The sequence below is a fragment of the Marinobacter panjinensis genome, from assembly GCF_005298175.1.
In the GTDB taxonomy this organism is placed as follows: Bacteria; Pseudomonadota; Gammaproteobacteria; order Pseudomonadales; family Oleiphilaceae; genus Marinobacter; species Marinobacter panjinensis.
The window spans coordinates 137089-162705 of sequence record NZ_SZYH01000001.1; the positions used below are offsets into that span (position 1 = coordinate 137089).

Consider the following 25617-nt stretch of genomic DNA (forward strand, 5'->3'; position numbering starts at 1 on the left):
CTGAATCCGGATTGAAACTAACAGACCGTGTTGCTGGTAGCACGGAGTAAACTTGCGTTGATCACATAGGACACATAATGAGCGAGAGCTTTGCGGATCTTTTTGAAGAAAGCCTAAAAGAAATTGACATGCAACCGGGTTCCATTGTTCAGGGAACCGTAGTTGATGTTGATAACGACTGGGTCACCGTTAACGCCGGACTGAAGTCCGAAGGCGTTATCCCCGCCTCCCAGTTCCTCAATGAAAAAGGCGAGTTGGAAGTTGCTATTGGCGACGTTGTTGACGTAGCTCTCGACGCTGTTGAAGACGGCTTCGGCGAAACCCGTCTGTCCCGTGAGAAAGCCAAGCGCGCAGAAGCCTGGAAGGTACTCGAGAAGTCCTTCGAAGCAGAGGAAGTGGTTAAGGGTATTATCAATGGCAAGGTCAAAGGCGGTTTTACTGTCGATCTGGCCGGTATCCGTGCCTTCCTGCCGGGTTCTCTGGTAGACGTTCGTCCGGTTCGCGACACCGCGCACCTGGAGAACAAGGAACTCGAATTCAAGGTTATCAAGCTTGACCAGAAGCGTAACAACGTGGTTGTTTCCCGCCGCGCGGTTCTGGAAGCTGAAAACAGTGCCGAGCGTGAAGCTCTGCTCGAAACCCTGACCGAAGGGATGGAAATCAAAGGTATCGTCAAGAACCTGACCGACTACGGCGCGTTCGTGGATCTGGGTGGTGTTGACGGCCTGCTGCACATTACCGATATGGCCTGGAAGCGCATCAAGCATCCGAGCGAAATCGTCAATGTGGGCGATGAGATCAGCGTCAAGGTCCTGAAGTTTGATCGCGAGCGTAACCGCGTATCACTGGGTCTGAAGCAGCTGGGTGAAGATCCCTGGGTTGATATCAAGGGTCGTTATCCGGAAGGCACCAAGGTTACTGCACGCGTAACCAACCTGACTGACTACGGCTGCTTTGCCGAGCTGGAAGAAGGTGTTGAAGGTCTGGTTCACGTTTCCGAAATGGATTGGACCAACAAGAACATCCATCCGTCCAAGGTCGTTCAGGTTGGCGACGAAGTGGGTGTGATGATTCTGGATATCGACGAAGAGCGTCGTCGTATCTCTCTGGGTATCAAGCAGTGTGTTGCCAACCCCTGGGAAGATTTCTCCAGCAGATTCAACAAGGGCGACCGTATCTCCGGCAAGATCAAGTCAATCACTGACTTCGGTATCTTCATCGGACTGGACGGTGGCATCGATGGTCTGGTTCACCTGTCAGACATCAGCTGGAACGAGACTGGCGAAGAAGCCGTTCGTGAATACAAGAAGGGCGACGAGGTTGAAACCGTTATCCTGTCTGTTGATCCTGAGCGTGAGCGTATCTCCCTGGGTATCAAGCAGCTTGAAAGCGATCCGTTCGCCGAGTTTGTACAGCTGAACGACAAGGGCTCCATTGTTAAGGGCACGGTATCTGCAGTAGACGCCAAAGCAGCGACCATCACCCTGAACGAAGAAGTTGAAGCTGTTCTGAAAGCCTCTGAAATCAGCCGCGACCGTGTTGAAGACGCACGCAACGCGCTGAACGAAGGCGACGAAGTAGAAGCGAAGATCATCAGCATCGACCGTAAGAACCGCGTCATCAACCTGTCTGTGAAGTCGAAGGATGTTGAAGACGACAAGCAGGCGCTGGAAGGTGTTCGTGCGAAGACGGCTGAATCTTCCTCTGGTGCGACCACCATCGGTGATCTCATCAAGGAGCAGATGCAGCAGCAAAACGCCAACAAGGAATAACAATTCCGGTTGGTATGAAAAAAAACGGGCCTAAGAGCCCGTTTTTTTTGTGTTTTTTTCTGGTTTGGCTAAACTAGAGGCAAGGAGCTGGTAACCGGCTATCCAATAATAATTTGAAGAGGGATGAGCCCCATGACGAAATCTGAATTGGTAGAGCTGATTGCGTCCAAACAGACGCAGCTTTCAGTGAAGGATGTGGAACTGGCTGTGAAAACCATCATAGAACATATGTCCCAATCACTGGCAGATGGCCAGCGAATTGAAATCCGTGGTTTCGGCAGTTTTTCGCTGCACCATCGGGCGGCCAGAACCGGGCGAAATCCCAAAACCGGCGAAGCTGTACAGTTACCGGCTAAATTTGTTCCGCACTTCAAGCCGGGCAAGGAGTTGCGGGAACAGGTCAATGATAGCCTTAAACAGGGTTTCTGATTACCCTTACAGGGAAAGACTTTAACCAGGTCCTGATTCAGACCATCAGGTCCGCTTGGAGCGTTGCGACTATGGCCGGATTACAGAAGGTTCTTCTCATTCTGCTGGTGTTGTTACTAGTTCTGGTGGCGCTTGTATTCTCCCTTAATAATCAGATGGCTGTGTCCCTCAATTTTCTGCTTTTCGAGACCCAGCCTCACGGTGTTGCGGTCTGGATTATTATGTCTTTTGTGATCGGCGCTTTGATCGGAGTTCTGATTACCATGCTTGCTACCGTTCGCACATCGGTTTCCCGTCGTAACCTCGAAAAACGACTTGCTCGCACCGAGCAGGCATTGGAGAAATCCAGGGCCCAGAACGACCGGACGCTTTGATGGATATAGTGCTTCAGTGGCTGCTGTTGACGGTTGCGGTGGCTGCAGGTTGGTTTGTTGGGCGCATGGGCAACACCAGGGAGCGCTCCAAAACGCCCATCTCGAACGAAGAATCGGTCAAGGACCGCCTGCAATTCCTGTTCACCAACTATTCCGATCAGGCGGTAGAGAACTTCGTCCAGTCCCTGGCCGTCAACAAGGAAACGGTTGGTCTGCACCTGTCTATTGGTGCCCATTTCCGCCATAAGGGTGAGACTGATCGCGCTATCCTGATTCACCAGAACCTGCTGGCCCGGCCGGAACTGCCGCCACGTTACTCCCAGCAGGTGACCTACGAACTCGCCATCGATTATCTCAATGCAGGTTTGCTGGACCGGGCCGAAGCGCTGCTCCATCAACTGATGGGCGACAGGGAATATGGCCGCAAGGCTTCACTGCAGCTGATTGAGCTTTACCAGCAGGAGAAAGAGTGGGGCAAGGCCGGCCAGGTCGCCCGAACTCTGACAACGGGCGACCATGATGCTGGTATGTACAAGATGCTGGCCTACATCACCTGCGAGTTGGCGGAAAACGCCCTCAAGCAGGATGATCGTTGGATGGCCCAGAAGCTGGCGAAGGAAGCACTGGAATACGACGGGTCCTGTGTGCGGGCCACCTTTATTATGATGAAGCTCCTTGTGCGCCAGGGTAACTACCGGGATGCGGCCAATCAGAGCCTTAAAGTCTTCGATCAGAATCCCGAGTTCAGCTCTGAGGCTGTTGACCGTCTAATGAAGCTTGAGCGGGAACATGGTGACGTAGGGCGCCTGGTCAGGAAGCTCGGGAAATTCTATGAATCCTGGCCGAGCACCAGCCTGTTGCTGGCGCTGGTGGAGTCGGTTGAGCGCACCTCGGGCCGAATGGCTGCCATTGAATTACTGCGCCGTGAGCTGGAAGTGCGCCCCAGCGTGCGGGGGCTGCTGCGCCTGGTAGAACTCGCGGGCTACGAAAAAGGCATGACCACGGACGAAGGCCGTCTGGTGAGCCGCATTGGCCACCTGATACTGTCCAATCGCCCCATATACCGGTGCGCCAACTGCGGTTTTTCCGGCCAGCAACTGCACTGGCTATGCCCCAGCTGCAAGCAATGGGAAACCGTTCGCCCGATCCAGGGTGTGGAAGCCGAATAACCCGAATTTACGACATTCTGCAGGAAACCGACTGTGCAAACCCCCGATAACCCCAGAATCATTGTTGCCCTGGATTTTCCCTCCGACCAGCCTGCATTGGCACTGGTTGACCAACTGGACCCGGCTAAATGTCGCCTGAAGGTAGGGAAGGAGCTCTTCACCCGTTCCGGCCCGGAACTGGTTCGGAAGCTTCACGCTCGCGGTTTCGAGGTCTTCCTGGACCTGAAATTTCACGACATTCCCAATACCACGTCGGCGGCGGTAGCAGCGGCGGCCGATCTGGGTGTCTGGATGGTCAATGTGCATGCGTCCGGCGGTGAAAAAATGATGACTGCCTGCCGCGACCGGCTGGAGAGTTTCGGCAAGGACCGGCCATTGCTGATTGCGGTTACCGTGCTCACCAGCATGGGGCCCGGGGATCTCGCCGGTATCGGCATCACCGATTCCCCGGAAGCCCAGGTCTCCCGCCTGGCAACCCTGACCCGCAATTGTGGCCTGGACGGCGTCGTCTGCTCGGCGCAGGAGGCTCCGGCGTTGAAAGCCGAGCAGGGTGCTGATTTCAAACTGGTCACCCCGGGTATCCGCCCTCTATCTGCTGATAAAGGCGACCAACAACGCATCATGACCCCCACGGAGGCCCTCAAAGCCGGTTCCGACTACCTGGTAATCGGCCGCCCGATAACCCAGGCTGCCGACCCTCTGGCCGCGCTGGAGGCTATTCATTCTGAGGTGGTTGGGCTCTAGTCCCGCCCTAGCCTGATGTTTTGGTGCTTCGGTACGGTGGGGCCTCCCTCTCAAAAAACGCTACAAGCACATCCATGTGCGCTTGGGCTCCGCCATCCATGGCTCCGCACATTTTCGAGAGGGAGGCCCCACCGCACCGGTTCCCAACTTTACGGTATCGCCGAAAACGTAGAGAGGAACGTAGGTCGGATTAGCGAAGCGTAATCCGACAAATGGCGGACCACTCAAGCATCGAACATGCCTATGTTTTGTCGGATTACGCTTTCCGCTAATCCGACCTACATTAAGAATTCCGACGCGATAACTCCAGAGGTTCAAACAGGCGAGGTAGGGCCCGAAGCCAAACCCAAAGCAATAAAAACGAAAAAAGCCGCTAATCCAGGGGAATAGCGGCTTTTCGGAATAGTGGCTCCCCGAGCTGGGCTCGAACCAGCGACAAACGGATTAACAGTCCGTTGCTCTACCAACTGAGCTATCGGGGAACGTCGTCGTGTGACGAGGCGCGTATATTAAGGTTACCCCAACGCCTCGTCAACCCCTTGCCAGAAATTTTAGCCGAGGGCTTTCTTCAGGCGCTCAATGGCCTGCTTCAGAGTGTCCAGACTGGTGGCATAGCTCAGACGCATGTGGCCGGGTGCGCCGAAGGCTGAACCGGGCACCAGGGCAACGCCCGCTTCCTTCAGCAGTTTCTCGGCAAACTCCACATCATTGCTGACACCGGAATCCGCATCAATCGCAGCCTGGAAGCTCGGGAACACATAAAAGGTACCGTCGCCGTGCAGGCACTCAACGCCAGGTAGGGCGTTCAGGGCTTCTACCAGGTAGTCGTGGCGTTCCTTGAACGCGGTAACCATCTCCTGCACGCAATCCTGCGGGCCATCCAGGGCTGCAACTGCGGCCGCCTGGGAAATGGACGCCGGGTTGGAGGTGCTCTGGGACTGGATTTTTTTCATGGCACCGATGATCTTCGCCGGGCCCGCTGCGTAGCCGATGCGCCAGCCAGTCATGGAGTAGGCCTTGGATACACCGTTCAGTACGAAGGTACGGTCATACAGCTCCGGCGTGGCGTTCAGGATGTTGCAGAACGGCTGGCCGGTCCACAGGATCGGTTCGTACATGTCGTCGGTGGCGATCATGATTTGCGGGTGCTTTTTCAGCACTTCGCCAATCGCTTTCAGCTCGTCCAGGCTGTAGGCCATACCGCTGGGGTTGGACGGGCTGTTGATCACGAACAGGCGGGTACGCTCGGTGATGGCGTTCTCCAGCTGTTCCGGGGTGATCTTGAAGCGGGTGTCGGCGGCGGTTTCAATAATCACCGGCTTGCCTTCTGCGACCAGTACCATGTCCGGGTACGAAACCCAGTAGGGCGCCGGGATAATGGCTTCGTCACCCTTGTTCAGAGTGGCCAGGGCGAGGTTGAAAAAGCTCTGTTTGCCACCACTGCTTACCAGGATCTGGTTGGCTTCGTATTCCAGGCCGTTGTCCCTTTTGAACTTCGCAATGATCGCTTTCTTGAGGGCGGGCGTACCATCCACGGCGGTGTACTTGGTCTGGCCGTTGTTGATGGCTTCGATGGCCGCCTGTTTGATGTGATCGGGCGTGTCGAAGTCCGGCTCGCCGGCACCAAGGCCAATAATGTCCTGGCCGGCAGCGCGCAGTTCTGCGGCTTTGTTAGTGACCGCGAGGGTGGGGGAAGGCTTGATTGCCTGTACTCGGCTGGAAAGTTGAAGGTCCAAACTTGCGCTCCTTAAAGCTGCGTCTGATAGGGCTCCGGCGGCTGAGAGGTAGTGGATTACACCATGTTCAGGCCGCCTTGGATGGCACTGATGGTATCATGAAGCCCGCGTGACGATAAGTTTCTCTAACTCGATTGAACGAAGGACGTCTCCCGACTATGGCCACTTCAGAAACCGGCGCGCTGATGAAAGACGGTGCGTTCAAGGTGGATTCACCGTTCCAGCCCGCTGGAGATCAGCCCAAAGCGATCGAAGGCCTGGTGGACGGTATCCACTCGGGCCTCGCCCACCAGACCCTGCTGGGCGTGACGGGTTCGGGCAAGACGTTCACCATTGCCAATGTTATCCAGCAGGTCCAGCGACCTACCATCATCATGGCCCACAACAAGACCCTGGCCGCCCAGCTCTACGGGGAGTTCCGGGAATTCTTTCCGGACAACGCGGTGGAGTACTTCGTTTCCTACTACGATTACTACCAGCCGGAAGCCTATGTGCCGTCTTCGGACACGTTTATCGAGAAAGACGCGTCCATCAACGAACATATAGAGCAGATGCGCCTGTCTGCCACTAAAGCCCTGCTGGAGCGGCCGGACGCAATCATTGTGGCCACTGTGTCCTCTATCTATGGTCTGGGTGACCCCCAGTCCTACCTGAAGATGATGCTGCACCTGGACCGGGGCGACCAGATCGACCAGCGCTATATCCTCCGCCGGCTGGCCGAGTTGCAGTACACCCGCAACGATGTTGAATTCCACCGTGCAAACTACCGGGTGCGTGGTGATGTGATCGACGTATTCCCCGCGGAATCCGAAAAAGAAGCCATCCGCATCGAGCTGTTCGATGACGAAGTGGAAAACCTCAGTTATTTCGATCCGTTGACTGGCGAGGTTCTGCGCCGTGTGCCAAGGGTGACGATATACCCCAAGTCCCACTATGTAACACCAAGACAGACGGTGCTGGACGCGGTGGAGCACATCAAGGTGGAACTGGACGGCCGCCTGCAGCAGTTGCGTGACAACAACCGCCTGGTGGAAGCCCAGCGTCTGGAAGAGCGCACCCGCTACGACATCGAAATGATGCTGGAGCTGGGCTACTGCAACGGTATCGAGAACTACTCCCGCTACCTATCCGGGCGCCGGCCGGGCGAGGCGCCGCCCACGCTGTTTGATTACCTGCCACCCAATGCGCTGCTGGTGGTGGACGAATCCCACGCCACCATTCCCCAGATTGGCGCCATGTACAAGGGCGACCGCTCCCGTAAGGAGACCCTGGTGGAATACGGTTTCCGGCTACCTTCGGCGCTGGACAACCGCCCTATGCGATTCGACGAGTGGGAGCGGATTGCGCCGCAGATGCTGTTCGTCTCCGCCACCCCCGGTAACTACGAGGCCGAACACTCAGGGCAGGTGGTTGAACAGGTGGTCCGCCCAACCGGCCTGCTGGACCCGGAGATCGAAGTTCGCCCGGCCTCCACCCAGGTGGACGACCTGCTCTCGGAAATCCGCCTGCGCACCAACGTCAACGAACGGGTGCTGGTGACCACGCTCACCAAGCGCATGGCTGAAGACCTTACCGACTTTATGATGGAGCACGACATCCGGGTACGTTATCTGCACTCGGATATCGACACGGTGGAGCGCGTTGAAATTATCCGCGACCTGCGCCGGGGCGAGTTTGATGTGCTGGTGGGCATCAACCTCCTGCGGGAAGGCCTGGACATGCCGGAAGTGTCGCTGGTGGCCATCCTTGACGCCGACAAGGAAGGCTTCCTGCGCTCGGAACGTTCGCTGATCCAGACAATCGGCCGCGCCGCCCGCAACCTCCACGGCAAGGCCATCCTCTACGGTGACCGGATTACGGGCTCCATGCAGCGGGCGATCGACGAAACCGAACGCCGCCGGGCCAAGCAGACGGCCCACAACGAGGAACATGGCATTACGCCCCAGGGCCTGAACAAGAAAATTGCCGATATCATGGAAGGCGCCAGTAGCGGCGGTGGTCGCGGTCGCCGCAAAGCGGAGCGTCCCGGGGAGAAGGCTGCTGAAGAGGCTGAAAGATACCGTGCCAAGACGGGGAATCGCTCTCCCGAGGAGATCCTCAAGGAGATCACCCGCCTGGAAGACGATATGTATAAGGCTGCCGCAGATCTGGATTTCGAGACGGCCGCGCGGTTGCGGGATGATATATCAGAGCTGAAAGAGGCTGCTTTGCGGACTGGGTAGTGGCTCGTTCATGTAGGTCGGATTAGGCGAAGCGTAATCCGACAATTGGAGGCCCATTCAGGACTTGAGCTTGCCTGTGGTTTGTCGGATTACGGCTTCGCCTAATCCGACCTACGTGTTTATTGACCGGTCTGGGCTTCACGCTTGGGCCCCACAATAACCGCAGCCTGCAACGGCTGGTTCTTGCCATAGCGTGACATACGGTCGAACACCCGGCGATCTACCGGCAGGTACTGCTTGTCCGCGACGGTTTCACCGATGTCCGTGTCAATCTCGGGGTCGTGCAGGTATACAAACTGGTCATCGATGGCGCATACCGTTACCCAGTGGGGAACGCGGCTGCGGTTGAGTTGCCAGGTGCTGATCAGGATTATCGGAACCCGGCCTTCGTGGAGGGCAGCCTGCATACCGTCCAGGGTAAGGGGATCGTGGTGGAGCTCGATGCCGGTCTGGCCGATGTCGTAGAGGAAACCCTCGTGCACCAGCTCCAGAACCCGCTTCTTGTCCTCATTGCGCACGGTGTCCTTGAATAACGCGCCCTCCTTGCTGATATAGGCGCTGGCGTGAAAACCACGGTGCCACGCGGCCAGTGCCAGTCCGTGGGGGCCGCAGCCGCCGTGGCCGGCGAGCATGAAGATGGTGGTGGCCTCGCGCCAGAGTTTGAGCTCCTCCAGGGTGGTCATCATCTGCTGTTCGTCGAGCGTTGCCATGGCCATAATCAGTGCTGCCGGGCCACAGGAGAATTCCGTGGTCTGGGGGTAATAGGGCACTTCGGGAAATTCTCGGGACGGTTCATAGAACAGGATGCGGCGCTCGAAGCGCAGGGCAGTGCCGTGGTCTTCGTAGTAATCCCGCAGGGTGCCAAACTGGCGGTAGCCCAGGCGCTGGTACAATCGAATCGCCGGGGCGTTGTCCTCCCGTACTTCCAGTCTCATAACGATGCGGTCGGCGTCCACTGCAGCGGCTTCGGCTTCGCGGACCAGTTGCTCGCCGATGTTGCGACCGCGTTCAGATGGCGACACCGCAATGGAATAGATGCGCGCCAGCCTGGTGGACAGGCTCATCAGCACCAGGCAATAGCCCACCAGTTCTTCTCCGGCCACGGCGACAATCAAACGGTCCCTGGGCATGTCCAGAAAACGGCGAAAGCTGCGACGTGATATCCGGTCCTCGGTGAAGCAACGGTTTTCCAGCTCTACCAGTTTGTCCAGATCATCGCCGGTGGCGTGACGGAATTCTAGTGATGTCATAGTGTCAGGACTCTGGGTAACGCAAAAAGTGACGGCTTGGCCGGATTCAGCTACGGCGGCTATTATGAGTGAGAGTCGACATTGCCGGTAGCGTGTAATTATGCGTAAAAGCACGCATTTCCTGCCAATTGTAGGCTAGCGCGTTACGGCGTATTGTTGCGCCATTGTACAGGTCCGGCGGAAACGCGGTTGACCTGTTTATCGTCCGCTATCCGGCACTGTCTTCATGGAGAAATGCCACTGATGTCACGTTTGTTGATTGTTGTTGACCGGGCCAGGGATTGGGCACCGTATTACCCCAGCGAAGACGTGCTGACCTTCGACCAGTACCTGCAGTTTTCCGCACCCACTTCCAGCCGGGTTCGGGTTATTAACCTCTGTCAGAGCGCCCGTTATCTCAGCCGTGGCTACTACTGTTCCTTGCTGGCTGAGGCCCGGGGACACCACGTCGTGCCATCGGTCATGACCTTGAACGATCTTAGCCGCAAAGGGCTGTTTTCGCTGCAGCTGGATGAGCTGGACGCCAGTGTCATTAACTGGCTGGAGGCGTCCGGCTCGGAAATCGAACCGGGGAGCGACAACAGCCAGGCCACCCATGAAGTGCGCATTCGCACCTATTTTGGTCAGGCAGAACACGCGGACCTGAAACCGGTCGCTCGGGCGTTGTTTGATCGCTTTCCGTGCCCGGTGCTGGAGGTGGTTTTCCGCCGCGGGAAAACCTGGCAGATTGCGTCCATGAAACCGGGCTGTCCGGCGGATCTCAAGGACAAAGAGCAGGACGCGTTTGCGGCGGCGTTCGACCGTTTCAGCAGCATGGTCTGGCGCAAACCCCGTACCCGCCGTCGCTATCGTTTTGATCTGGCGATGTTGGTTAATGCGGAAGAAGAAATGCCGCCCAGTGACAAGGAAGCGCTGGATAAGTTCGAGAAAGCCGGCAGAAAACTGGGGATCAACGTAGAACAGATCGGGCGCCGTGACTATATGCGGCTGCCGGAATACGACGGCCTGTTTATTCGTGAGACAACCGCCATCGATCATCATACCTACCGTTTTGCCCGCAAGGCAGAAGCTGAAGGTATGGTGGTGATTGACGACCCTGTGTCGATCCTTCGTTGTACCAACAAGGTCTACCTGGCTGATCTGTTGAAGAACAACAAGATCCCGACACCGAAGACGCTGATTCTGTCCAAGGACCAGAAGGACAGCGCTGAGCAGGTGATGCGTGAACTGGGCTTTCCTGCGGTTATCAAAATTCCTGACGGTGCCTTCTCCCGGGGTGTCACCAAACCGGAGGATGAGAAGTCCCTGCGGGCTGGTCTCAAGGAGCTTTTCAAGCAGTCCGCCCTGGTACTGGCACAGGAATACCTGTACACCGATTACGACTGGCGCATCGGCGTTCTGGGCGGCAGGGCTATCTATGCCTGCAAGTACTTTATGGTGAAGGGCCACTGGCAGATCTACCAACACGGCGGGTCAGAGGTGGACAGCGGCGGTTTCGAAACCATGCCCACCTACGAAGTGCCGAGGAACGTGATCCAGGCAGCGCTGAACGCCACCCGGCTGATTGGCAATGGCCTTTACGGCGTGGACATCAAGCAGTCGGGCAACCGGGTGGCGGTGATTGAGGTAAACGACAACCCCAGCATCGACGGAGGGGTGGAAGACCGTTTTCTCGGGGGCGAACTGTACACACTGATCATGCAGGAATTCCTGTCCCGCATGGAGGACAACCGCCGCCGTTAGACAACTGGCTGATTATCCGTGTGGGCGTGCCAGATTCGCAGGCTGCCAAACCAGGGGTGACTTCCCAGCTCGCGGCTGATCCGGTGCGCATCAGGAAGTGCTTCTGATTCGGGGATCTCCATGAACAGCTCCATATGAACCTTGTTGCGCAGAAAGTGGAGCCTGAGCCGGCTGTCAGGCGGCAGCTTTTCGATGTGTCGGCTTAACGCCTCCCGGATCTCCCTGCGGCTGGGCAGTTGCTCCGAGGTCTGGGGATGGTCTTCGTCGTTCTCGGCATCAATATGGAAATTGATATCGAGGATGTTATCCAACTGCTCACGCATGGCGGAAACCACCTGCATCCCTATTTGATGCCCCTCGGAGACGCTGATTTCCGGCCGCACCACCAGGTGAACATCCAGCATTATGTCGTGCCCCATGCGGCGGCTGCGGAGCTCGTGAACGTTCCGCACACCGTCGATGTTGGTAGCGACTTCCTTGAGCATTTTGGTATCTTCCGGAGAGAGACCGGTGTCCACCAGCTCTTTGACGCTGTCCCAGGTAAATTTCCAGCCAATGCGAATAATAATGATGGATATAACAACAGCCGCCAGGATGTCCAGCCAGACGTAGCCAAGCATGGCGCCGACTGTGGAAAACAGCACTATGATGGATGAAAATGCGTCGGTGCGGCTGTGCCAGGCGTTGGCAATGATCAGATCCGAGCGAATTCTGATGCCTACGTGACGGGTGTAGCGATAAATCCATTCCTTGCTGCCAACCGATATGGCAGCGGCAACCAGAACAGGCCATTGTGGAAGATTCACAGCGCTTTCTCCCATCAGCCGAAGCGTGTTGTCCCACGCCAGGGCTGCACCAACCGCAATCAGAAAACTGCCCAGCACCATGGTGCCCATGGTTTCAATGCGCTGATGTCCGTAGGGGTGGTCGGCATCGGGCCCCTGACGGGACACACGCATGACCCCCAGAACCACAATATCCGAGGCGACATCACTGAACGAGTGAATACCGTCCACCAACAGGGCCTGGGAATGAAACAGCAGGCCGCCGATTACCTTGATAACGCCCAAGACAGCGTCCAGAAGCATGCCGATCACGGTCACTCTGGAAGCCTCTCTGCGCTCAGCTGACAGGTTATCCGCCTGCTGTGTGGATGGGCTCTGGTGGTCGTTCATCTTTTTTGCTCCTGCGGCTGAGAAAGCCAGTATAACGATGTTTCTGGCCAGCTTTGTAAAGGCTTTCCGACGCAAAAACTGAATGATTTATGCACATCGTCGGGAAATGACGTCAAGGCAACATTTAGTGTCTTCTGTGCGTTTTTCAGGATAAAAACAAGTTTAACCTATTGATATATTTAGCAAAATAAACTGATCAAAAAATGATCAATTTGTAGGCTGGCGCGGATATCAAGGGTTCGACGGCGTTGCCCCGCGATTTTCAACAGGGTTATCCACAGATTCCGTGGAAAAGGTCACAACACCTTAACGCTACAGACATTTTACTGTCATCTGGATTGTGTAAGGCGATGCTGTGGAAAAGTTCCGGTATACTCCGCGTCATTCTCGATCAGGGAGATTCTGTATGTATGGCATTATGCGCGAATTGCTGTTCCGGCTGCCACCGGAAACCGCCCATAATCTGACCTTATCCGGGCTGGACATGGCTGGGAAACTGGGGCTGCTGAAGGCACTCGTTACCGAGCCGGAGCCGCTCCCTGTGCGGGTGATGGGCCTGGATTTTCCCAACCCGGTCGGCCTGGCTGCCGGCCTGGACAAGAATGCCGATCACCTCGATGCCCTGGGCGCGCTGGGATTCGGGTTTATCGAGGTGGGCACTGTTACGCCCCTCGCGCAGCCGGGAAACCCCAAGCCGCGCATGTTCCGACTCCCTGAGCACCAGGCCATTATCAACCGCATGGGTTTCAACAATGAGGGCCTGGAGCACTTGCTGGAACGGGTGGACAAGCGTCGTTATTCCGGTGTGCTGGGTATCAATGTAGGCAAGAACAAGCTGACACCCAACGAGGAATCCGAATCGGACTATCGAAAGGGCATCGCCGCGGTATACTCCCGTGCCGACTATATCACCGTGAATGTGTCATCCCCCAATACGCCGGGACTGCGGGACCTCCAGTTTGGTGACTCGTTAAAAGGTCTGATGCACGCCATCAAGGATGAGCAGGCCCGTTGTGAAAAAGAGTACGGCCGCTATGTGCCGCTGGCAGTAAAAATTGCCCCGGACATGGACGACGAGGGTATCCGTTTTGTCGCGGCGGCATTGAAAGAGTCGGGGCTCGACGGGGTCATTGCAACCAATACCACCATCGACCGTGACGCCGTTGCCGGGCACCGGTACGCGGAAGAGGCGGGTGGTCTGAGTGGAGCGCCAGTGCGGGCGCCTTCAACACGGGTGATCCAGGCACTTTATGCAGAACTGGGTGATTCCTTGCCCATTATCGGGGTAGGCGGCATAACCGATGGCGCCAGCGCGGCCGAAAAAGTCCGGGCCGGAGCAAAGCTGGTGCAGGTGTACACAGGATTCATCTATCGCGGGCCGGCGCTGATACGGGAGTCTGTCGAGGCGATTCGTCAGTTGCGATGACGGGGTTCTGAAAATGGTGGGGCCAGAAATAAAGTGGGCCCGCTTAGCGGGCCCGTGCGGGGAACGTACCCCGTGGCGCTTCATCGCATGATACGGGTCGGGAGGACCCGTTTGGGTTGCTCTGAGTACTGCGTCAAATTGTGTTATTGAAAGATCAGATTAAAGATTCGGGGTTCAGGCAAACAGCGTCATGCCGTTACGTTCGCCAGTTTGTGGATACCGGATACGCCGGTCATGCCCTCCCATTGATCTGTGCGGCCTTCTCGCCACCCGTTGAGCCATTCCTGGCGAACTTCCGGTTGTTCCAACGGGCAGCTGTCTTTTGCTTTGCCGGACACACCGGCCAGATAACCCCGTTTGAATGCACGAGCGTACATATCTCTTTTCTGTCTTTTCATGCCGTTCCTCACTAATGGATTAACAGAACAAGCGTGTACACATCTGCAGTAGCCGAGACTCGGGGCAACCCTTACGGGGTAACCCACTATTGTCAGGTATGGCCAGAGCAGTCAGGATCCTGTTAACAGAGAGCCCTTTTTTTGGCTCCCGGAACGACGCGTCATCTACAAGGTAGGACTAAACCAACGCCCTTGTACACTATTTATTTAATCTATATGAAGCTTTTCTTATAGTTATGTGACATAACAACCCCGGGAAAGCCGGGGGAATGCGCTATTCCCACGACCTTTGACTGGCTACGCCAGAAACGACTCAGGAGTCGAACGTGTCAGACCTTAACTTTTTCGTAACCTGCCCCAAAGGCCTGGAGTATCTGCTGGAGGATGAACTGCGCACCTTTGGTATGGATCCGGTCCGTAATGCACCGGCAGGTGTCTGGGCCAACGGTACCCTTGAGAGCGGCTACCGTGCCTGCCTGTGGTCGAGGCTGGCTAACCGGGTCATCCTTCACCTTGCCGATGTAGACGCCACCTCCGGCGACCAGATGCTCGGCGGCGTGACGGATCTGGAGTGGCAGCAGCATATTCCCGTGAATGGCAGTTTTCGTGTCAATTTTGTGGGCCAGAACGAGGAGATTCGCAACACTCAGTTCGGCGCCCAGCGCGTAAAGGACGGTATTGTCGACCGTCTGCGCAGTGCCAGTGGCCAGCGGCCCTCGGTCGATGCAAAGAATCCGGACGTTACCGTGTCTGCCCGCCTTAATCGCGGGACGTTGTCAGTGGGCATTGAGCTCAGTGGTGACAGTCTGCACAAGCGGGGCTACCGCACGGAAAAGGGCGCTGCGCCTTTGAAGGAAAACCTCGCGGCGGCATTGCTGACCCGATGCGGCTGGCCGGAGATCGCCAGAGCCGGAGGCGACTTCATCGACCCCATGTGTGGCTCGGGCACGCTGGTGATTGAAGCCGCCATGATGGCACTGGACCTTGCGCCCGGCCGTAAGCGCGAGTGCTTCGGGTTTGAGCGTTGGCTGGGGCACCAGCCGGATCTTTGGCTGGGGCTCCGCCAGGAGGCCGAGAAACGTGCCTACGAAGGCAAGCAGGGAATCGACGGCCGGGTGCCATTGTTCCTCGGTTTTGACCAGGACCGGGGCGTGATCCAGACCGCCCGAAATAACCTGCAGCGCGCGGGCCTTGAAAGCATAGTGACGGTCGAACAGCGGGCCATCGACGAATTTGCCCGGAATGAGAGCTGGGCCGAGACTGGCCTGGTGCTGGTAAATCCTCCCTACGGCGAACGCCTGAGTGAGCGCAAGGAGCTCGGCAACCTGTATCGCAGCCTGGGTGAAGCCGTGAAAGCTGCGTTACCGGGCTGGCGGCTGGGTGTGTTCACCGGTGCCCCTGAATACGGAAAATCCGTAGGCCTGCGCAGCTACAAACAGTATCGTCTTTACAATGGCAAATTGCCGGCACAGCTGTTGCTGTTCACCGTGGACGATATGAGTTCGATGACCCCCAGGGAACCAGATGTGCCTGGCGAGGTAACGCCCCGTATTGCCAACGAAGAGCGAGCGGCCATGCTCCGCAACCGTCTGAAGAAAAATCTGAAGACGGTCGGCCAGTGGGCCCGTAAACAGGGCATTGGCTGCTACCGCCTGTACGACGCCGATATGCCGGAGTTTGCCCTGGCCATCGATATCTATGAGGGCCGGGTGCACGTCCAGGAATACGCAGCGCCCAAGTCAGTGGATGAGCGTTCCGCACGGGAACGGCTTGCGGAGGCACTGGCGGTGATTCCGGAAGCCATCGGCGTTGAGCGCGAAGCGATGGTCTGCAAGCAGCGCCAGCGACAGGCCGGCACCAGCCAGTATGAAAAACAGGCGGCCAGCGGTGAGTTTTTCAATGTTCACGAGCATGGGTGCGTACTGAAGGTGAATCTCAAGGACTACCTGGATACCGGTCTGTTCCTGGACCATCGCCCGGTGCGGCACTGGATTCAACAGCATGCAGCTGGCAAGCGGTTTCTGAACCTGTTCTGTTATACCGGTGCAGCCACGGTTCATGCAGCCGTAGGCGGTGCGACCCGTTCACTGAGTCTGGATATGTCGAAGACCTATGTGAACTGGGCGGAGGAGAATCTGGCGCTCAATCGTGCCGATGCTTCCCATCATCGGGTGGAGCAGGCGGATTGTCTGGCCTGGCTGGCGGCCAAACCCTCCGGTGACCAGCGGTTTGACCTTATCTTCATGGATCCGCCCACCTTCTCGAATTCAGCGCGGATGGCCGGAGTGCTGGATATTCAGAAGGATCACGGGCGGCTGATCCGGCAGGCGATGCGGCGGCTAACGTCTGAGGGGTTGCTGATTTTCTCGACCAATTTCAGGCGCTTCAAGCTGGATGAGAGTCTGGAAGAAGAGTTCGCCATTGAAGAGGTGACCCGCGACACACTTGACCGGGATTTTCAGCGCAATGCGCGGATTCACCGGTGCTTTCATATCAGAACTCATATTTGAAGCCGGTTGAGAACTGGAAGGTGTTGGCACCGGTTTCGGTATCTTCAAACAGCCGGCCGCCTTCCAGAACGATGAAACCGTTCTCCACCACCTCGAAATCCAGACCCAGAAGCCAGCTGACGCTGAATGAGCTGTCCGGGTATTCGTTTGCGAGGGAGGCGTAAGGAGAGCGGTCATCCGGATCCGCCTCACGGGCCTTGCCGAGAGGGGTGAGAGTGGCGACCCCCTCAATGTGTGAAAACCCGAATTGGGCGTAGATGTTGGCGTAGTCGGTAACCGGGTAGTGGCCGCCGATGTACCAGCTGGCGAAGTATTCGATGTCCAGTTCCAGCTCGTTGTCGATTTCGCCGGTGGTTGTGCCCGCGCCTGCGCGGATTTCCACGTGGAAATGATCGGAGATGTGTGTGCCGAGCACCATGGAGCCGGTGGAAGACATGGTTGTTTCCAGGGTGTTCTGACCGACAGAGCGGTGGTTGAGGGCCGTTGCCAGGAGCCCGACGTAGGTCATGCCTTCGCGGGATTTTTTATCCTGGGCAATGGCAGTTGTGGTGGCCAGCAGTGCTGCCATGAGCAGGGCAGCCGTGGGGATATCTCGCAACAGCATGTTCATTGTTATCGGGCTTCCTGGCGTTGTCGGATTCCGACAGATTCTGCCTTCTGTAACTGTTTGTTACGTCGACACAAGTCACAGTTCGCCCTGCTCGCAGTGCTGTCTGAGGTAGAGCTACTCGATGAGGCCTTCTTCCCGGGCAATCAACAGCAGTGCGAAAACGCCGTTTTCCGGCAGCTGGGGCTCAAGGCCCTCGTCTGACAGCAACTGGCGACGGCGGTCGTCCAGGTCTTCCCGCGGCATGGAGGTGACCAGCTCTTCAATCCCCGCGATTTCGAACGGGGCGTCCATGCTGACGGCCGTGAAGATAAGGTCCACGAGAATTTCGTCAGGGTCCATGCCATCGACGTAAACGGTCTGGTCGGGCAGGTCCTGGTGGAGTTCCTGGGCTAGTTCGATCAGCGGTACGCCCTGTTCCTCCAGGTAGAGCAGGTCAATGTCGCCCAGGTCGGCGTCTTCCGGTATCCACTCGTCGGCGGGAGCGATGACGACGGTTTTCATCTGCCCGTCTTCCAGCGACCAGGCCATGGCCACAGGAAACAGAACGTCGTCGGTCTGGCAGTATTCGATATCGAGAAAACGTGGTGTGGGCAAGGTACACTCTCCGGGTAGCCGGGCTGCACACTCTGGCAGCCGTTTTGTACGGATATGACGTCGGGCGCCATCATGCCATACTGGCGCCGCTATTATCAGTTTATCAGGGACATCATGGAACACGCTGAATTTAACAACGATCTGCTCGAATTTCTGAACGCTTCACCTACGCCCTGGCACGCCGTTGCGACCATGAAGCAGCGGCTCGACGAGGCCGGTTTCAAGGCACTGGACGAGAAAGAAGACTGGAACCTGGAGGCAGGTCAGGGCTACTACGCCATTCGCAATGGCTCGTCCATTGTGGCGTTCCGCACCGGTCGCCGCGACGTGGCCGAGGCCGGCATTCGCATGGTGGGCGCGCACACCGACAGCCCGTGCCTGAAGGTAAAACCGAACCCGGAACTGCGCCGTAAGGGCTATTTCCAGTTGGGCGTGGAAGTCTATGGCGGCGTATTGCTGAATCCCTGGTTTGACCGCGACCTGTCCCTCGCCGGCCGGGTGACCTACGTGGATGAATCCGGCCAGGTAAAAGACACCCTGGTGGACTTCCGCAAAGCCGTTGCCTACATCCCCAGCCTGGCCATTCACCTGGACCGGGAAGCCAACAGCAACCGCACCGTGAACCCACAGACGGATCTGCCGCCCGTGCTGATGCAGGTGCCGGAGGAGGACACCACCCTCTTCGCTGATCTGCTGAGCGAGCAGCTTGTCCAGGAGCAGCCGGGCATCCGTGTCCGCAAGATTCTGGGTTATGAGCTGGGCTTCTACGATGCCCAGCCGGCGTCGATCGTGGGGTTGCGCGGCGATTTCATTGCCTCGGCAAGGCTGGACAACCTGTTGAGCTGTTTCATCGGCCTGCAGGCGCTGATCGGGTCGTCAGGGGAGGAACCGGCGTTGCTGGTCTGCAACGACCACGAGGAGGTCGGCAGCATGTCCGCGGAAGGCGCGCAGGGTCCCTTCCTCTCTGCAGTTCTGGACCGCTGGTGCGGCAAGGGCAGGGCACGTGCAATTGCCCGTTCCATGATGATCTCTGCGGACAATGCCCACGGCGTTCATCCCAACTATCTGGACAGGCATGATGAGAATCACGGGCCAATCCTGAACCAGGGTCCGGTGATCAAGGTCAACCACAACCAGCGCTACGCGACCAACAGCCGCTCAGCCGCGCTTTATCGCCACATCAGTGATGAACTGGAGCTGCCATGCCAGACCTTTGTGGTGCGCAGTGATATGGGCTGTGGCAGTACGATTGGCCCGCTGACCGCCGGCAACCTGGGAGTGACAACACTGGATATAGGTGTGCCGCAGTTTGGCATGCATTCTATTCGGGAAATGGCCGGAACCAGGGATGGCGTAACGCTGTTCAGGGTGCTGCGGGAATTCATGCAGCGAAGGGAACTGCTGTAAGTGGCTCCCCGAGCTGGGCTCGAACCAGCGACAAACGGATTAACAGTCCGTTGCTCTACCAACTGAGCTATCGGGGAACAGAGTCGGAATGGCGCGCATGATAGGCACTTTCCCGGGTTCAGTCAACCCCCTGAATTGAAAGGTTAAATTTTGTACTACCACTTTCTGGACTACAAACCACCGCTGTGGTTGCGCAACGGCCATATCCAGTCGATCTGGCCGACGCTGTTCCGCACGGTAACGGTTGCGGAGCCGGAGCGGGAAGTATTGCCCACCGACGACAACGACGAGCTGCACCTGGACTGGTATCGCCAGGGCAGTGACCGGCTGGCGGTGTTGTCCCATGGTCTGGAAGGACATAGCCGGCGCCCGTATATGCAGGGTCTGGCGCGCGCACTGTTGGATGACGGCTGGGACGTGCTGGCCTGGAATTTCCGCTCCTGCGGCGGCGTGATGAACCATCAGCCCCGCTTCTATCACAGCGGTGCGACGGGCGATCTCGACCGCGTGGTGACGCACGGGCTCGGCAAAGGGTACAAAACGGCCTTTCTCTCCGGTTTCAGCATGGGCGGCAATCTCACCCTGTTGTACCTGGGGCAGCAGTCAGAACAGGTGGACAGCCGGATCTGCGGAGCCATTACCTATTCCGTGCCCTGTGACCTTGCCGGCAGTGCCGATACCCTGGCCTTGCCCAGTCGGCGCATCTACATGCAGCGCTTTCTGCGGGATCTGCAGGTGAAGATGGAAGAAAAATCGAAGCGGTTTCCCGACCTCATTGACGTCGAGGGCTTCGACACTATTCGAAGTTTCCATGAATTTGATGATCGCTACACCGCTCCGTTACACGGTTTCCGGGACGCGCAGGATTATTGGGCGAGCTGTTCGGCACTCTGGAAGCTGAAAGACATTCGCGTGCCGTCGCTTATCGTCAATGCTGCGGATGATCCGTTTCTATCGCGGCGGTGTTTCCCCGAATCCCGGGAACACCTGGGCGCCCACGTTCGGCTAGAATCGCCCCGGTGGGGCGGGCATGTCGGCTTTGTCGAGCACGCCCGGGACGGATATTACTGGTCAGAACGCCTTGCTGTGGCGCATGCCCGGGAGCTGCTGGCATGAAGCAGGGCGATTAGTGGCGCAGCATGGGTTCCAGCACCGGCCAGATGTTCTCCAGTAACTGGCCCTGGGCCTCGGCTGTCGGGTGGATGTCATCATCCTGCATCATGCCTTCCTGGTCATAGATGCCATCCAGGAAGAAGGGCACCAGTTCGGTGTCCTGTTCGTCCGCCAGTTCCGGATAAATCTCTGCGAAGGCGCTCGTGTAGCGCTGGCCATAATTGGGAGGAATCTGCATGCCCACGAGCAGTGCCCTGGCGCCGGCTTCATTCACCTGCTCAATCATGCTGGACAGGTTGCGGCGGATAACCTGAGGCGGGAAGCCCCGCAGGCCGTCGTTGCCCCCGAGTTCGATAATGACAATGTCCGGCTCGTTTTCATCCAGCAGTTTTGGCAGGCGACGCAAGCCGCCGTCGGTGGTTTCTCCGCTTATGCTGGCATTTACCACCTGCCACTGGTCAAGGCCTTCTTCGTCGAGGCGCTCCTTCAACAGGGCGACCCAGGCTTCCTCGGTCTGCACGCCATAAGCTGCACTGAGACTGTCACCAAAAATCATCAGTGTGTTCTGGCTGGCCTGTGCTTGCACACCAACACAAATTAAAGCGATGAAAACTATTGATCTCAGGCGTAAAAATACCGTATGCATAGAGTAGTTGTTTCCAAAAAACCGTTTCCAATAAACCCGATGTGGAGAACCCGTGAGCGACCTGAGTGAGCACAAATCGGATAGTCAGCGCCCCATCCTCAAAGTCAGCGACCTGACCCACAAGGTTAGCCTGGAGACTGATACGTTGACGATCTTGCAGGGGGTCAGTCTGGAAATCAACCGCGGTGAATCCGTGGCGATTGTCGGGCGCTCCGGTTCCGGCAAGACGACCTTGCTGGGTCTGTTGGCAGGGCTGGATACACCCTCGGAGGGCACGGTTGAACTGGATGGTTCGGTGATCAGCCAGCTCAGTGAGGACGAACGTGCAAAACTCCGGTCCCGTCGGGTGGGTTTTGTGTTCCAGTCGTTCCAGCTATTGCCGGCTTTGACGGCACTGGAGAATGTCATGCTGCCGCTGGAACTCGGCGGATTTGACAGTCCGGAAGCAAAGGCGAAGGAATTGCTGGAGCGGGTAGGGCTTGGTGAACGGCTCTCCCATACGCCCCGGCAGCTTTCCGGCGGGGAGCAACAACGTGTTGCCATCGCCCGGGCTTTTGCGTCAGAACCCGCCATCCTGTTCGCGGATGAGCCCACGGGCAACCTGGACAACCGCACTGGCGCGGATGTGTCAGATCTGTTGATGACACTGAACCGGGAACAGGGCACAACGCTGGTCATGGTTACCCACGATGAACGGCTCGCCGCCCGCTGCGTCCGCCAGTTCAATATTGAAGCCGGTATCCTGACGGAGCCGACCACCTCAGATCAGCCGGAAGCGGTGAACTGATGGCGGCATCGAAGAAGTTAATGTCAGTCAAGCGCGACTGGCGTGAAAGGGACGTCAGGGTTGTTCTGTCCGCGCTGATCATTGCCGTTGCCACGGTAGCGACCATCGCCCTGTTTGCCAGCCAGTTGCAGCGCACACTGGTGACGTCCGCCAGTTCTTTCCTGGCGGCTGACCGCCAGCTGGAAGCGGAGAACGGCCGGCCGGTTCCCGAAGCCTGGATGCAGGAAGCCGAACAGCGGGGCCTAGAAACCGCCCGCATGATCGAGTTTTCCACCATGGTTTACGGGGCTGACAATTTCCAGCTGGTGTCGATCAAGGCGGTGAATAACGACTACCCGCTGCGCGGCCAGGTCGAGTACCAGCAAGGTGCGGATGCGCCCCGACAGACAGTCGGTCATGGGCCGGGGCCCGGAGAGGTGTGGATAAACCCGCGCCTGTTGCGGTTACTGGAACTTGAGATCGGCGACAACCTGGAAGTGGGTAATCATTCGCTGACTATCGCCGGCTTGCTCGTTCGTGAGCCGGACGGTGGCTTCCGTATGTCATCGCTGGCACCACGGGTCATGATGCACGTGGATGACGTGGCTTCCACCGAGGTGATTCAGGAAGGCAGCCGGGTGGAATACGTGTACCTGTTTGCCGGCGATGAGGCTGCCCTCAATAGCTACTACAGCTGGCTGCAACCGCAGCTGGAGCCGAGTCATGAGTGGGAAGGTGTGCGCGATGGTGAGACCTTCTCCGAGTCCCTTGACCGCGCCGAGCGCTTCCTGTTGCTGGGTGGCAGCCTGGCGGTGATGCTGGCGGCGGTTGCTGTGGCGGTAGCCAGTCGCCAGTACGCGCTATCCCAGAGGGATACCGTTGCCCTGCTGAAAACGCTCGGCGTGAGCAGTAAAGGAATTGGGCGGTTGTACATTCGCCGTCTGGCTCTTTGGGGCATCGTTGGTGCCATCGGTGGGCTTCTGGTGGCCCTGCCTCTGTACTGGCTCCTGTCCAGCGTGCTGGGGGATGTGCTGGAGCGACAGATCGATTATCAGCTGGACCCCGACGCATTGATACCGGCACTTCTGACAGCCCTGGTGTCGCTGTTTGCTTTTGCCTACCCGCCGATTCGAAGGCTGCGCAATGTGCCAGCCATGCGGGTATTGCGAAGCCAGCCTGGCGAGTCCGGCCGAGAGGCCATTCCGGATCTGGTCATTGCCGTAGTGGCGATCTTCGGTCTGGTATGGATGTACGCCCGGGAGGTGTCCCTGGTGTTGTCGCTGCTGGGTGGCCTTGTGTTGCTGCTGGGTGCGCTGGGGCTGTTGGGGTGGCTGCTGGTGAGCACGCTGCGCAGAATCAGTGGCGGTGGCAACGCGTGGCGTCTGGCGTTGGTGGGGCTATACCGCCATCGCCGTGCCAGTCTGTCCCAGATGGCAGTGTTTGCCATGACGCTGATGCTGGCGGCCACATTGATCCTGGTCAGAACCTCGTTGCTGAACGATTGGCAGGCACAGTTGCCGGAAGACACCCCCAACCACTTCCTGATCAACATCGCGCCCCAGGCGGTCGATGAGGTGGATGAATTCTGGGCAGAGCGTGGGCATCCCCTGGAACAACTGTATCCCATGGTCCGTGGCCGGCTGACTGAACTGAACGGGCAGCCCGTTAAAGAAGCGGTGACCAAGGAAGAGCGTGTGGGGGCTCTGAATCGTGAGCTCAACCTGACCTGGATGGACGAATTGCCGGAAGACAACGAAATCGTGGCGGGCGAGTGGTTTGCCAGCGGCCAGACCGATGGCGTGTCCATTGAGGCGGAGTTGGCCGGTAAGCTCGGGGTCAAAGTGGGTGATGAGCTTGGTTTTACCATCGGTTCAGACAAGGTGACAGAAACCGTCACCAGCATACGTACCGTCCAGTGGGACAGCATGAAACCCAACTTTTACATGGCGTTTCCGCCCGGGGGCGGGCTTGAGAATATGCCGGCGACCTGGATCACGGCGTTCTTCCTGCCCGCGGATATGAAGGGCGAACTTAACGACTTTTCGCGTCAATTCCCGACTGTGTCGGTGCTGGAAATCGACCATGTGATCGAACGCATTCAGGAAATCGTGCGTCAGGTAACGCAGGCCATTGAAGCGATACTGGCGTTGATTCTGGCGGCGGCGCTGGTGGTCATGGCTGCGGTGGTCAGCGCCACCATGCAGGACCGGCAAAGGGAAGGTGCCTTGCTACGAACCCTGGGCGGCAGGCAGTCACTGCTGGTGAGAAGCACCATGCTGGAGTTTGCTTTGCTGGGGTTCTTTGCCGGCATCCTTGGGGTTGCGGCCGCGGAAGGCGCTGTCTGGGCGTTGCAGTTCAGGATGTTTGAAGGGGAATTCCGCTGGCACTGGCAGGCCATTCTGCCGATTCCACTGCTCAGCGCCCTGGTATTGGCATTGTTTGGCCGCTGGCAGCTGAAACCTGTGTTGAGTGTGTCGCCGATGTTGCTGCTCAGGCGTCTGGAGTAGCGCAGCGGGGCTGCGCAGGGAAGTATGGCTGAGAGGCGGGAACTAACGGTAGTGGGAAAGTATCTCCTCCAGCTCGCCGTTCTTCTTCATGGCTTCAAGCTCGCGGTTAAATGACTCGACAAAGTCCGTGCAGTCTTTTCTCAGCATCAGCCGGAAACCGTATTGGCTCAGCATCGCTGAAGTGGTGCGGAATTTACCCTGCATGTCTTCGTTGCGCAGGATCCATTTGCCTACCAGTCGGTCTGCAACGGCGGCATCCATGTCGTCTCCGTGTAGTACATAGTGGAACACGTCCTTGTCACGGGAAACATCAAAACGCCTGATCTCGCCCGCCTGGAAGTGGGGTTCCAGGGTCGGGTAGTGGTAACCGAGGGGGGTCACCAGCGTGTGTGAAAACAGGTCCTCAGGCACTTCAAATTCCAGGTCCGAGTCTTCGGGCACGAACAGCACTTCCTCGATGTCCACTATGGGATCGGTAAAGGCGAACTCCTCAGGATTGTCCGTCCATTCCCTGGCGCGAGTAGTGGCGTCGATATAGCCTTCCTTGATCATCTGGTCCACACGTTTGCGGGGGATCTGTTCAGGGATCACCACATAGTCCAGACGCTCGGCAATCGCAGTGACCACCTCCCACATGATACCGGAATGTTTTCCGTTCTCGTAGATCAGATAAGGTGGGTAACCGTTGGGAGAGACGTTAAAGCGGACAACCCGCTCGGTATTCTGTGTGGCCGCGTTTTCGGTGGCGAGAACGCCTGTTCCTGACAGGACAGAGAAAGCGAGTGTCAGTGAGGCAAGGATTATCGGCAGGCGCCGGCTGGATGATGCGTTGCGCATAGATGCGAGGCTCTGAATTCATCAAAAAAACAAACCCGGCTACATCCCTGCCAGCGAGTTTAAATTGTCACTTTTTCCCGCGTTGATTTCAACGATTTAGTTGCAATGTTTTTAGCCGGGAGAGCCGGTTTGTGTATGTCGCAGCATCCCGGACACCCCCCTGGCAGGGTGTCCGGAGGGCTCCGTCCA

General features: G+C 57.6%; 21 protein-coding genes and 2 tRNA genes. 13 read left to right on the forward strand and 10 right to left on the reverse strand.

The window, feature by feature from the left end; genetic code table 11:
- Positions 1-77 precede the first annotated feature (77 nt).
- The 5 genes from rpsA to pyrF all read left to right on the forward strand — a co-directional run bounded on the left by rpsA (position 78) and on the right by pyrF (position 4488).
- Positions 78-1772, forward strand: coding sequence for a 30S ribosomal protein S1 (gene rpsA, locus FDP08_RS00625; RefSeq protein ID WP_137434118.1), 1695 nt, complete (start codon positions 78-80; stop codon positions 1770-1772).
- A 132-nt stretch (positions 1773-1904) separates the two neighbouring features.
- Positions 1905-2201: an integration host factor subunit beta gene (locus tag FDP08_RS00630; protein ID WP_137434119.1), complete on the forward strand. Its 297-nt coding sequence runs from the start codon at positions 1905-1907 to the stop codon at positions 2199-2201.
- Between the two features lie 71 nt (positions 2202-2272).
- Positions 2273-2575 carry a LapA family protein gene (locus FDP08_RS00635; RefSeq protein ID WP_137434120.1) on the forward strand — a complete coding sequence of 101 codons (303 nt, stop codon included), beginning with the start codon at positions 2273-2275 and terminating at the stop codon, positions 2573-2575.
- Positions 2575-3744: a lipopolysaccharide assembly protein LapB gene (lapB, locus tag FDP08_RS00640; RefSeq protein WP_137434121.1), complete on the forward strand. Its 1170-nt coding sequence runs from the start codon at positions 2575-2577 to the stop codon at positions 3742-3744. Before FDP08_RS00635 ends, lapB begins: the two co-directional genes overlap by 1 nt.
- 33 nt (positions 3745-3777) lie before the next feature.
- Positions 3778-4488 carry an orotidine-5'-phosphate decarboxylase gene (gene pyrF / locus FDP08_RS00645; protein ID WP_137434122.1) on the forward strand — a complete coding sequence of 237 codons (711 nt, stop codon included), beginning with the start codon at positions 3778-3780 and terminating at the stop codon, positions 4486-4488.
- A gap of 406 nt (positions 4489-4894) precedes the next feature.
- Here the strand turns inward: pyrF and FDP08_RS00650 are convergent.
- Positions 4895-4970 (reverse strand) — tRNA-Asn (locus tag FDP08_RS00650).
- Between the two features lie 69 nt (positions 4971-5039).
- A complete protein-coding gene (locus FDP08_RS00655) occupies positions 5040-6224 on the reverse strand; it encodes a pyridoxal phosphate-dependent aminotransferase (RefSeq protein ID WP_137434123.1) in 1185 nt (394 codons plus the stop codon).
- Between the two features lie 185 nt (positions 6225-6409).
- On the opposite strand from FDP08_RS00655, the gene uvrB reads away from it, so the two are divergent.
- Positions 6410-8446 carry an excinuclease ABC subunit UvrB gene (gene uvrB, locus FDP08_RS00660; protein ID WP_228263331.1) on the forward strand — a complete coding sequence of 679 codons (2037 nt, stop codon included), beginning with the start codon at positions 6410-6412 and terminating at the stop codon, positions 8444-8446.
- Positions 8447-8565: 119 nt separating this feature from the next.
- On the opposite strand, the gene rimI is transcribed toward uvrB, so the two are convergent.
- Complete coding sequence (gene rimI / locus FDP08_RS00665) at positions 8566-9696, reverse strand: ribosomal protein S18-alanine N-acetyltransferase (protein WP_137434125.1); 1131 nt, start codon at positions 9694-9696, stop codon at positions 8566-8568.
- 243 nt (positions 9697-9939) lie between these two features.
- Between rimI and FDP08_RS00670 the strand changes: the two genes are divergently transcribed.
- Entirely contained in the window at positions 9940-11439 is a 1500-nt protein-coding gene (locus FDP08_RS00670; protein ID WP_137434126.1) for a RimK family protein, read from the forward strand.
- Here the strand turns inward: FDP08_RS00670 and FDP08_RS00675 are convergent.
- Complete coding sequence (locus FDP08_RS00675) at positions 11436-12614, reverse strand: cation diffusion facilitator family transporter (RefSeq protein ID WP_137434127.1); 1179 nt, start codon at positions 12612-12614, stop codon at positions 11436-11438. The two genes, FDP08_RS00670 and FDP08_RS00675, sit on opposite strands and share 4 nt — an antisense overlap.
- Positions 12615-13020: 406 nt before the next feature.
- On the opposite strand from FDP08_RS00675, the gene FDP08_RS00680 reads away from it, so the two are divergent.
- Entirely contained in the window at positions 13021-14040 is a 1020-nt protein-coding gene (locus FDP08_RS00680) for a quinone-dependent dihydroorotate dehydrogenase (protein WP_137434128.1), read from the forward strand.
- 188 nt (positions 14041-14228) lie between these two features.
- On the opposite strand, the gene rmf is transcribed toward FDP08_RS00680, so the two are convergent.
- The gene (gene rmf / locus FDP08_RS00685) at positions 14229-14438 is read right to left on the reverse strand and encodes a ribosome modulation factor (protein WP_027831734.1); all 210 of its coding nucleotides are present in this window, start codon (positions 14436-14438) and stop codon (positions 14229-14231) included.
- A gap of 326 nt (positions 14439-14764) precedes the next feature.
- Between rmf and rlmKL the strand changes: the two genes are divergently transcribed.
- Positions 14765-16948 carry a bifunctional 23S rRNA (guanine(2069)-N(7))-methyltransferase RlmK/23S rRNA (guanine(2445)-N(2))-methyltransferase RlmL gene (gene rlmKL, locus FDP08_RS00690; RefSeq protein ID WP_137434129.1) on the forward strand — a complete coding sequence of 728 codons (2184 nt, stop codon included), beginning with the start codon at positions 14765-14767 and terminating at the stop codon, positions 16946-16948.
- Here the strand turns inward: rlmKL and FDP08_RS00695 are convergent.
- Together FDP08_RS00695 and FDP08_RS00700 are read right to left on the reverse strand one after the other, a co-directional pair.
- Positions 16932-17558 (reverse strand): outer membrane beta-barrel protein, encoded by a 627-nt coding sequence (locus tag FDP08_RS00695; protein ID WP_137434130.1) that lies wholly within the window; start codon positions 17556-17558, stop codon positions 16932-16934. The genes rlmKL and FDP08_RS00695 overlap by 17 nt on opposite strands.
- A 114-nt stretch (positions 17559-17672) precedes the next feature.
- Positions 17673-18152, reverse strand: a complete 480-nt coding sequence (locus FDP08_RS00700; protein WP_137434131.1) for a hypothetical protein — start codon at positions 18150-18152, stop codon at positions 17673-17675.
- Positions 18153-18266: 114 nt separating this feature from the next.
- Between FDP08_RS00700 and FDP08_RS00705 the strand changes: the two genes are divergently transcribed.
- Complete coding sequence (locus tag FDP08_RS00705; RefSeq protein WP_137437178.1) at positions 18267-19559, forward strand: M18 family aminopeptidase; 1293 nt, start codon at positions 18267-18269, stop codon at positions 19557-19559.
- Position 19560: 1 nt separating this feature from the next.
- Here FDP08_RS00705 and FDP08_RS00710 read toward each other — a convergent pair.
- Positions 19561-19636 (reverse strand) — tRNA-Asn (locus FDP08_RS00710).
- A 73-nt stretch (positions 19637-19709) separates the two neighbouring features.
- On the opposite strand from FDP08_RS00710, the gene FDP08_RS00715 reads away from it, so the two are divergent.
- Positions 19710-20675 carry a YheT family hydrolase gene (locus tag FDP08_RS00715; RefSeq protein ID WP_137434132.1) on the forward strand — a complete coding sequence of 322 codons (966 nt, stop codon included), beginning with the start codon at positions 19710-19712 and terminating at the stop codon, positions 20673-20675.
- A 10-nt stretch (positions 20676-20685) separates the two neighbouring features.
- Here FDP08_RS00715 and FDP08_RS00720 read toward each other — a convergent pair whose 3' ends face one another.
- Entirely contained in the window at positions 20686-21318 is a 633-nt protein-coding gene (locus FDP08_RS00720; protein ID WP_137434133.1) for an arylesterase, read from the reverse strand.
- A gap of 52 nt (positions 21319-21370) precedes the next feature.
- Here FDP08_RS00720 and FDP08_RS00725 point away from each other — a divergent pair, with 52 nt between their 5' ends.
- Together FDP08_RS00725 and FDP08_RS00730 are read left to right on the forward strand one after the other, a co-directional pair.
- On the forward strand, positions 21371-22105 hold the full coding sequence (locus FDP08_RS00725; protein ID WP_137434134.1) for an ABC transporter ATP-binding protein: 735 nt from the start codon (positions 21371-21373) through the stop codon (positions 22103-22105).
- The gene (locus FDP08_RS00730) at positions 22105-24591 is read left to right on the forward strand and encodes an ABC transporter permease (protein ID WP_137434135.1); all 2487 of its coding nucleotides are present in this window, start codon (positions 22105-22107) and stop codon (positions 24589-24591) included. Before FDP08_RS00725 ends, FDP08_RS00730 begins: the two co-directional genes overlap by 1 nt.
- Before the next feature lie 42 nt (positions 24592-24633).
- Here the strand turns inward: FDP08_RS00730 and FDP08_RS00735 are convergent, their stop codons facing one another.
- On the reverse strand, positions 24634-25428 hold the full coding sequence (locus FDP08_RS00735; RefSeq protein ID WP_137434136.1) for a substrate-binding periplasmic protein: 795 nt from the start codon (positions 25426-25428) through the stop codon (positions 24634-24636).
- Positions 25429-25617: the final 189 nt, after the last annotated feature.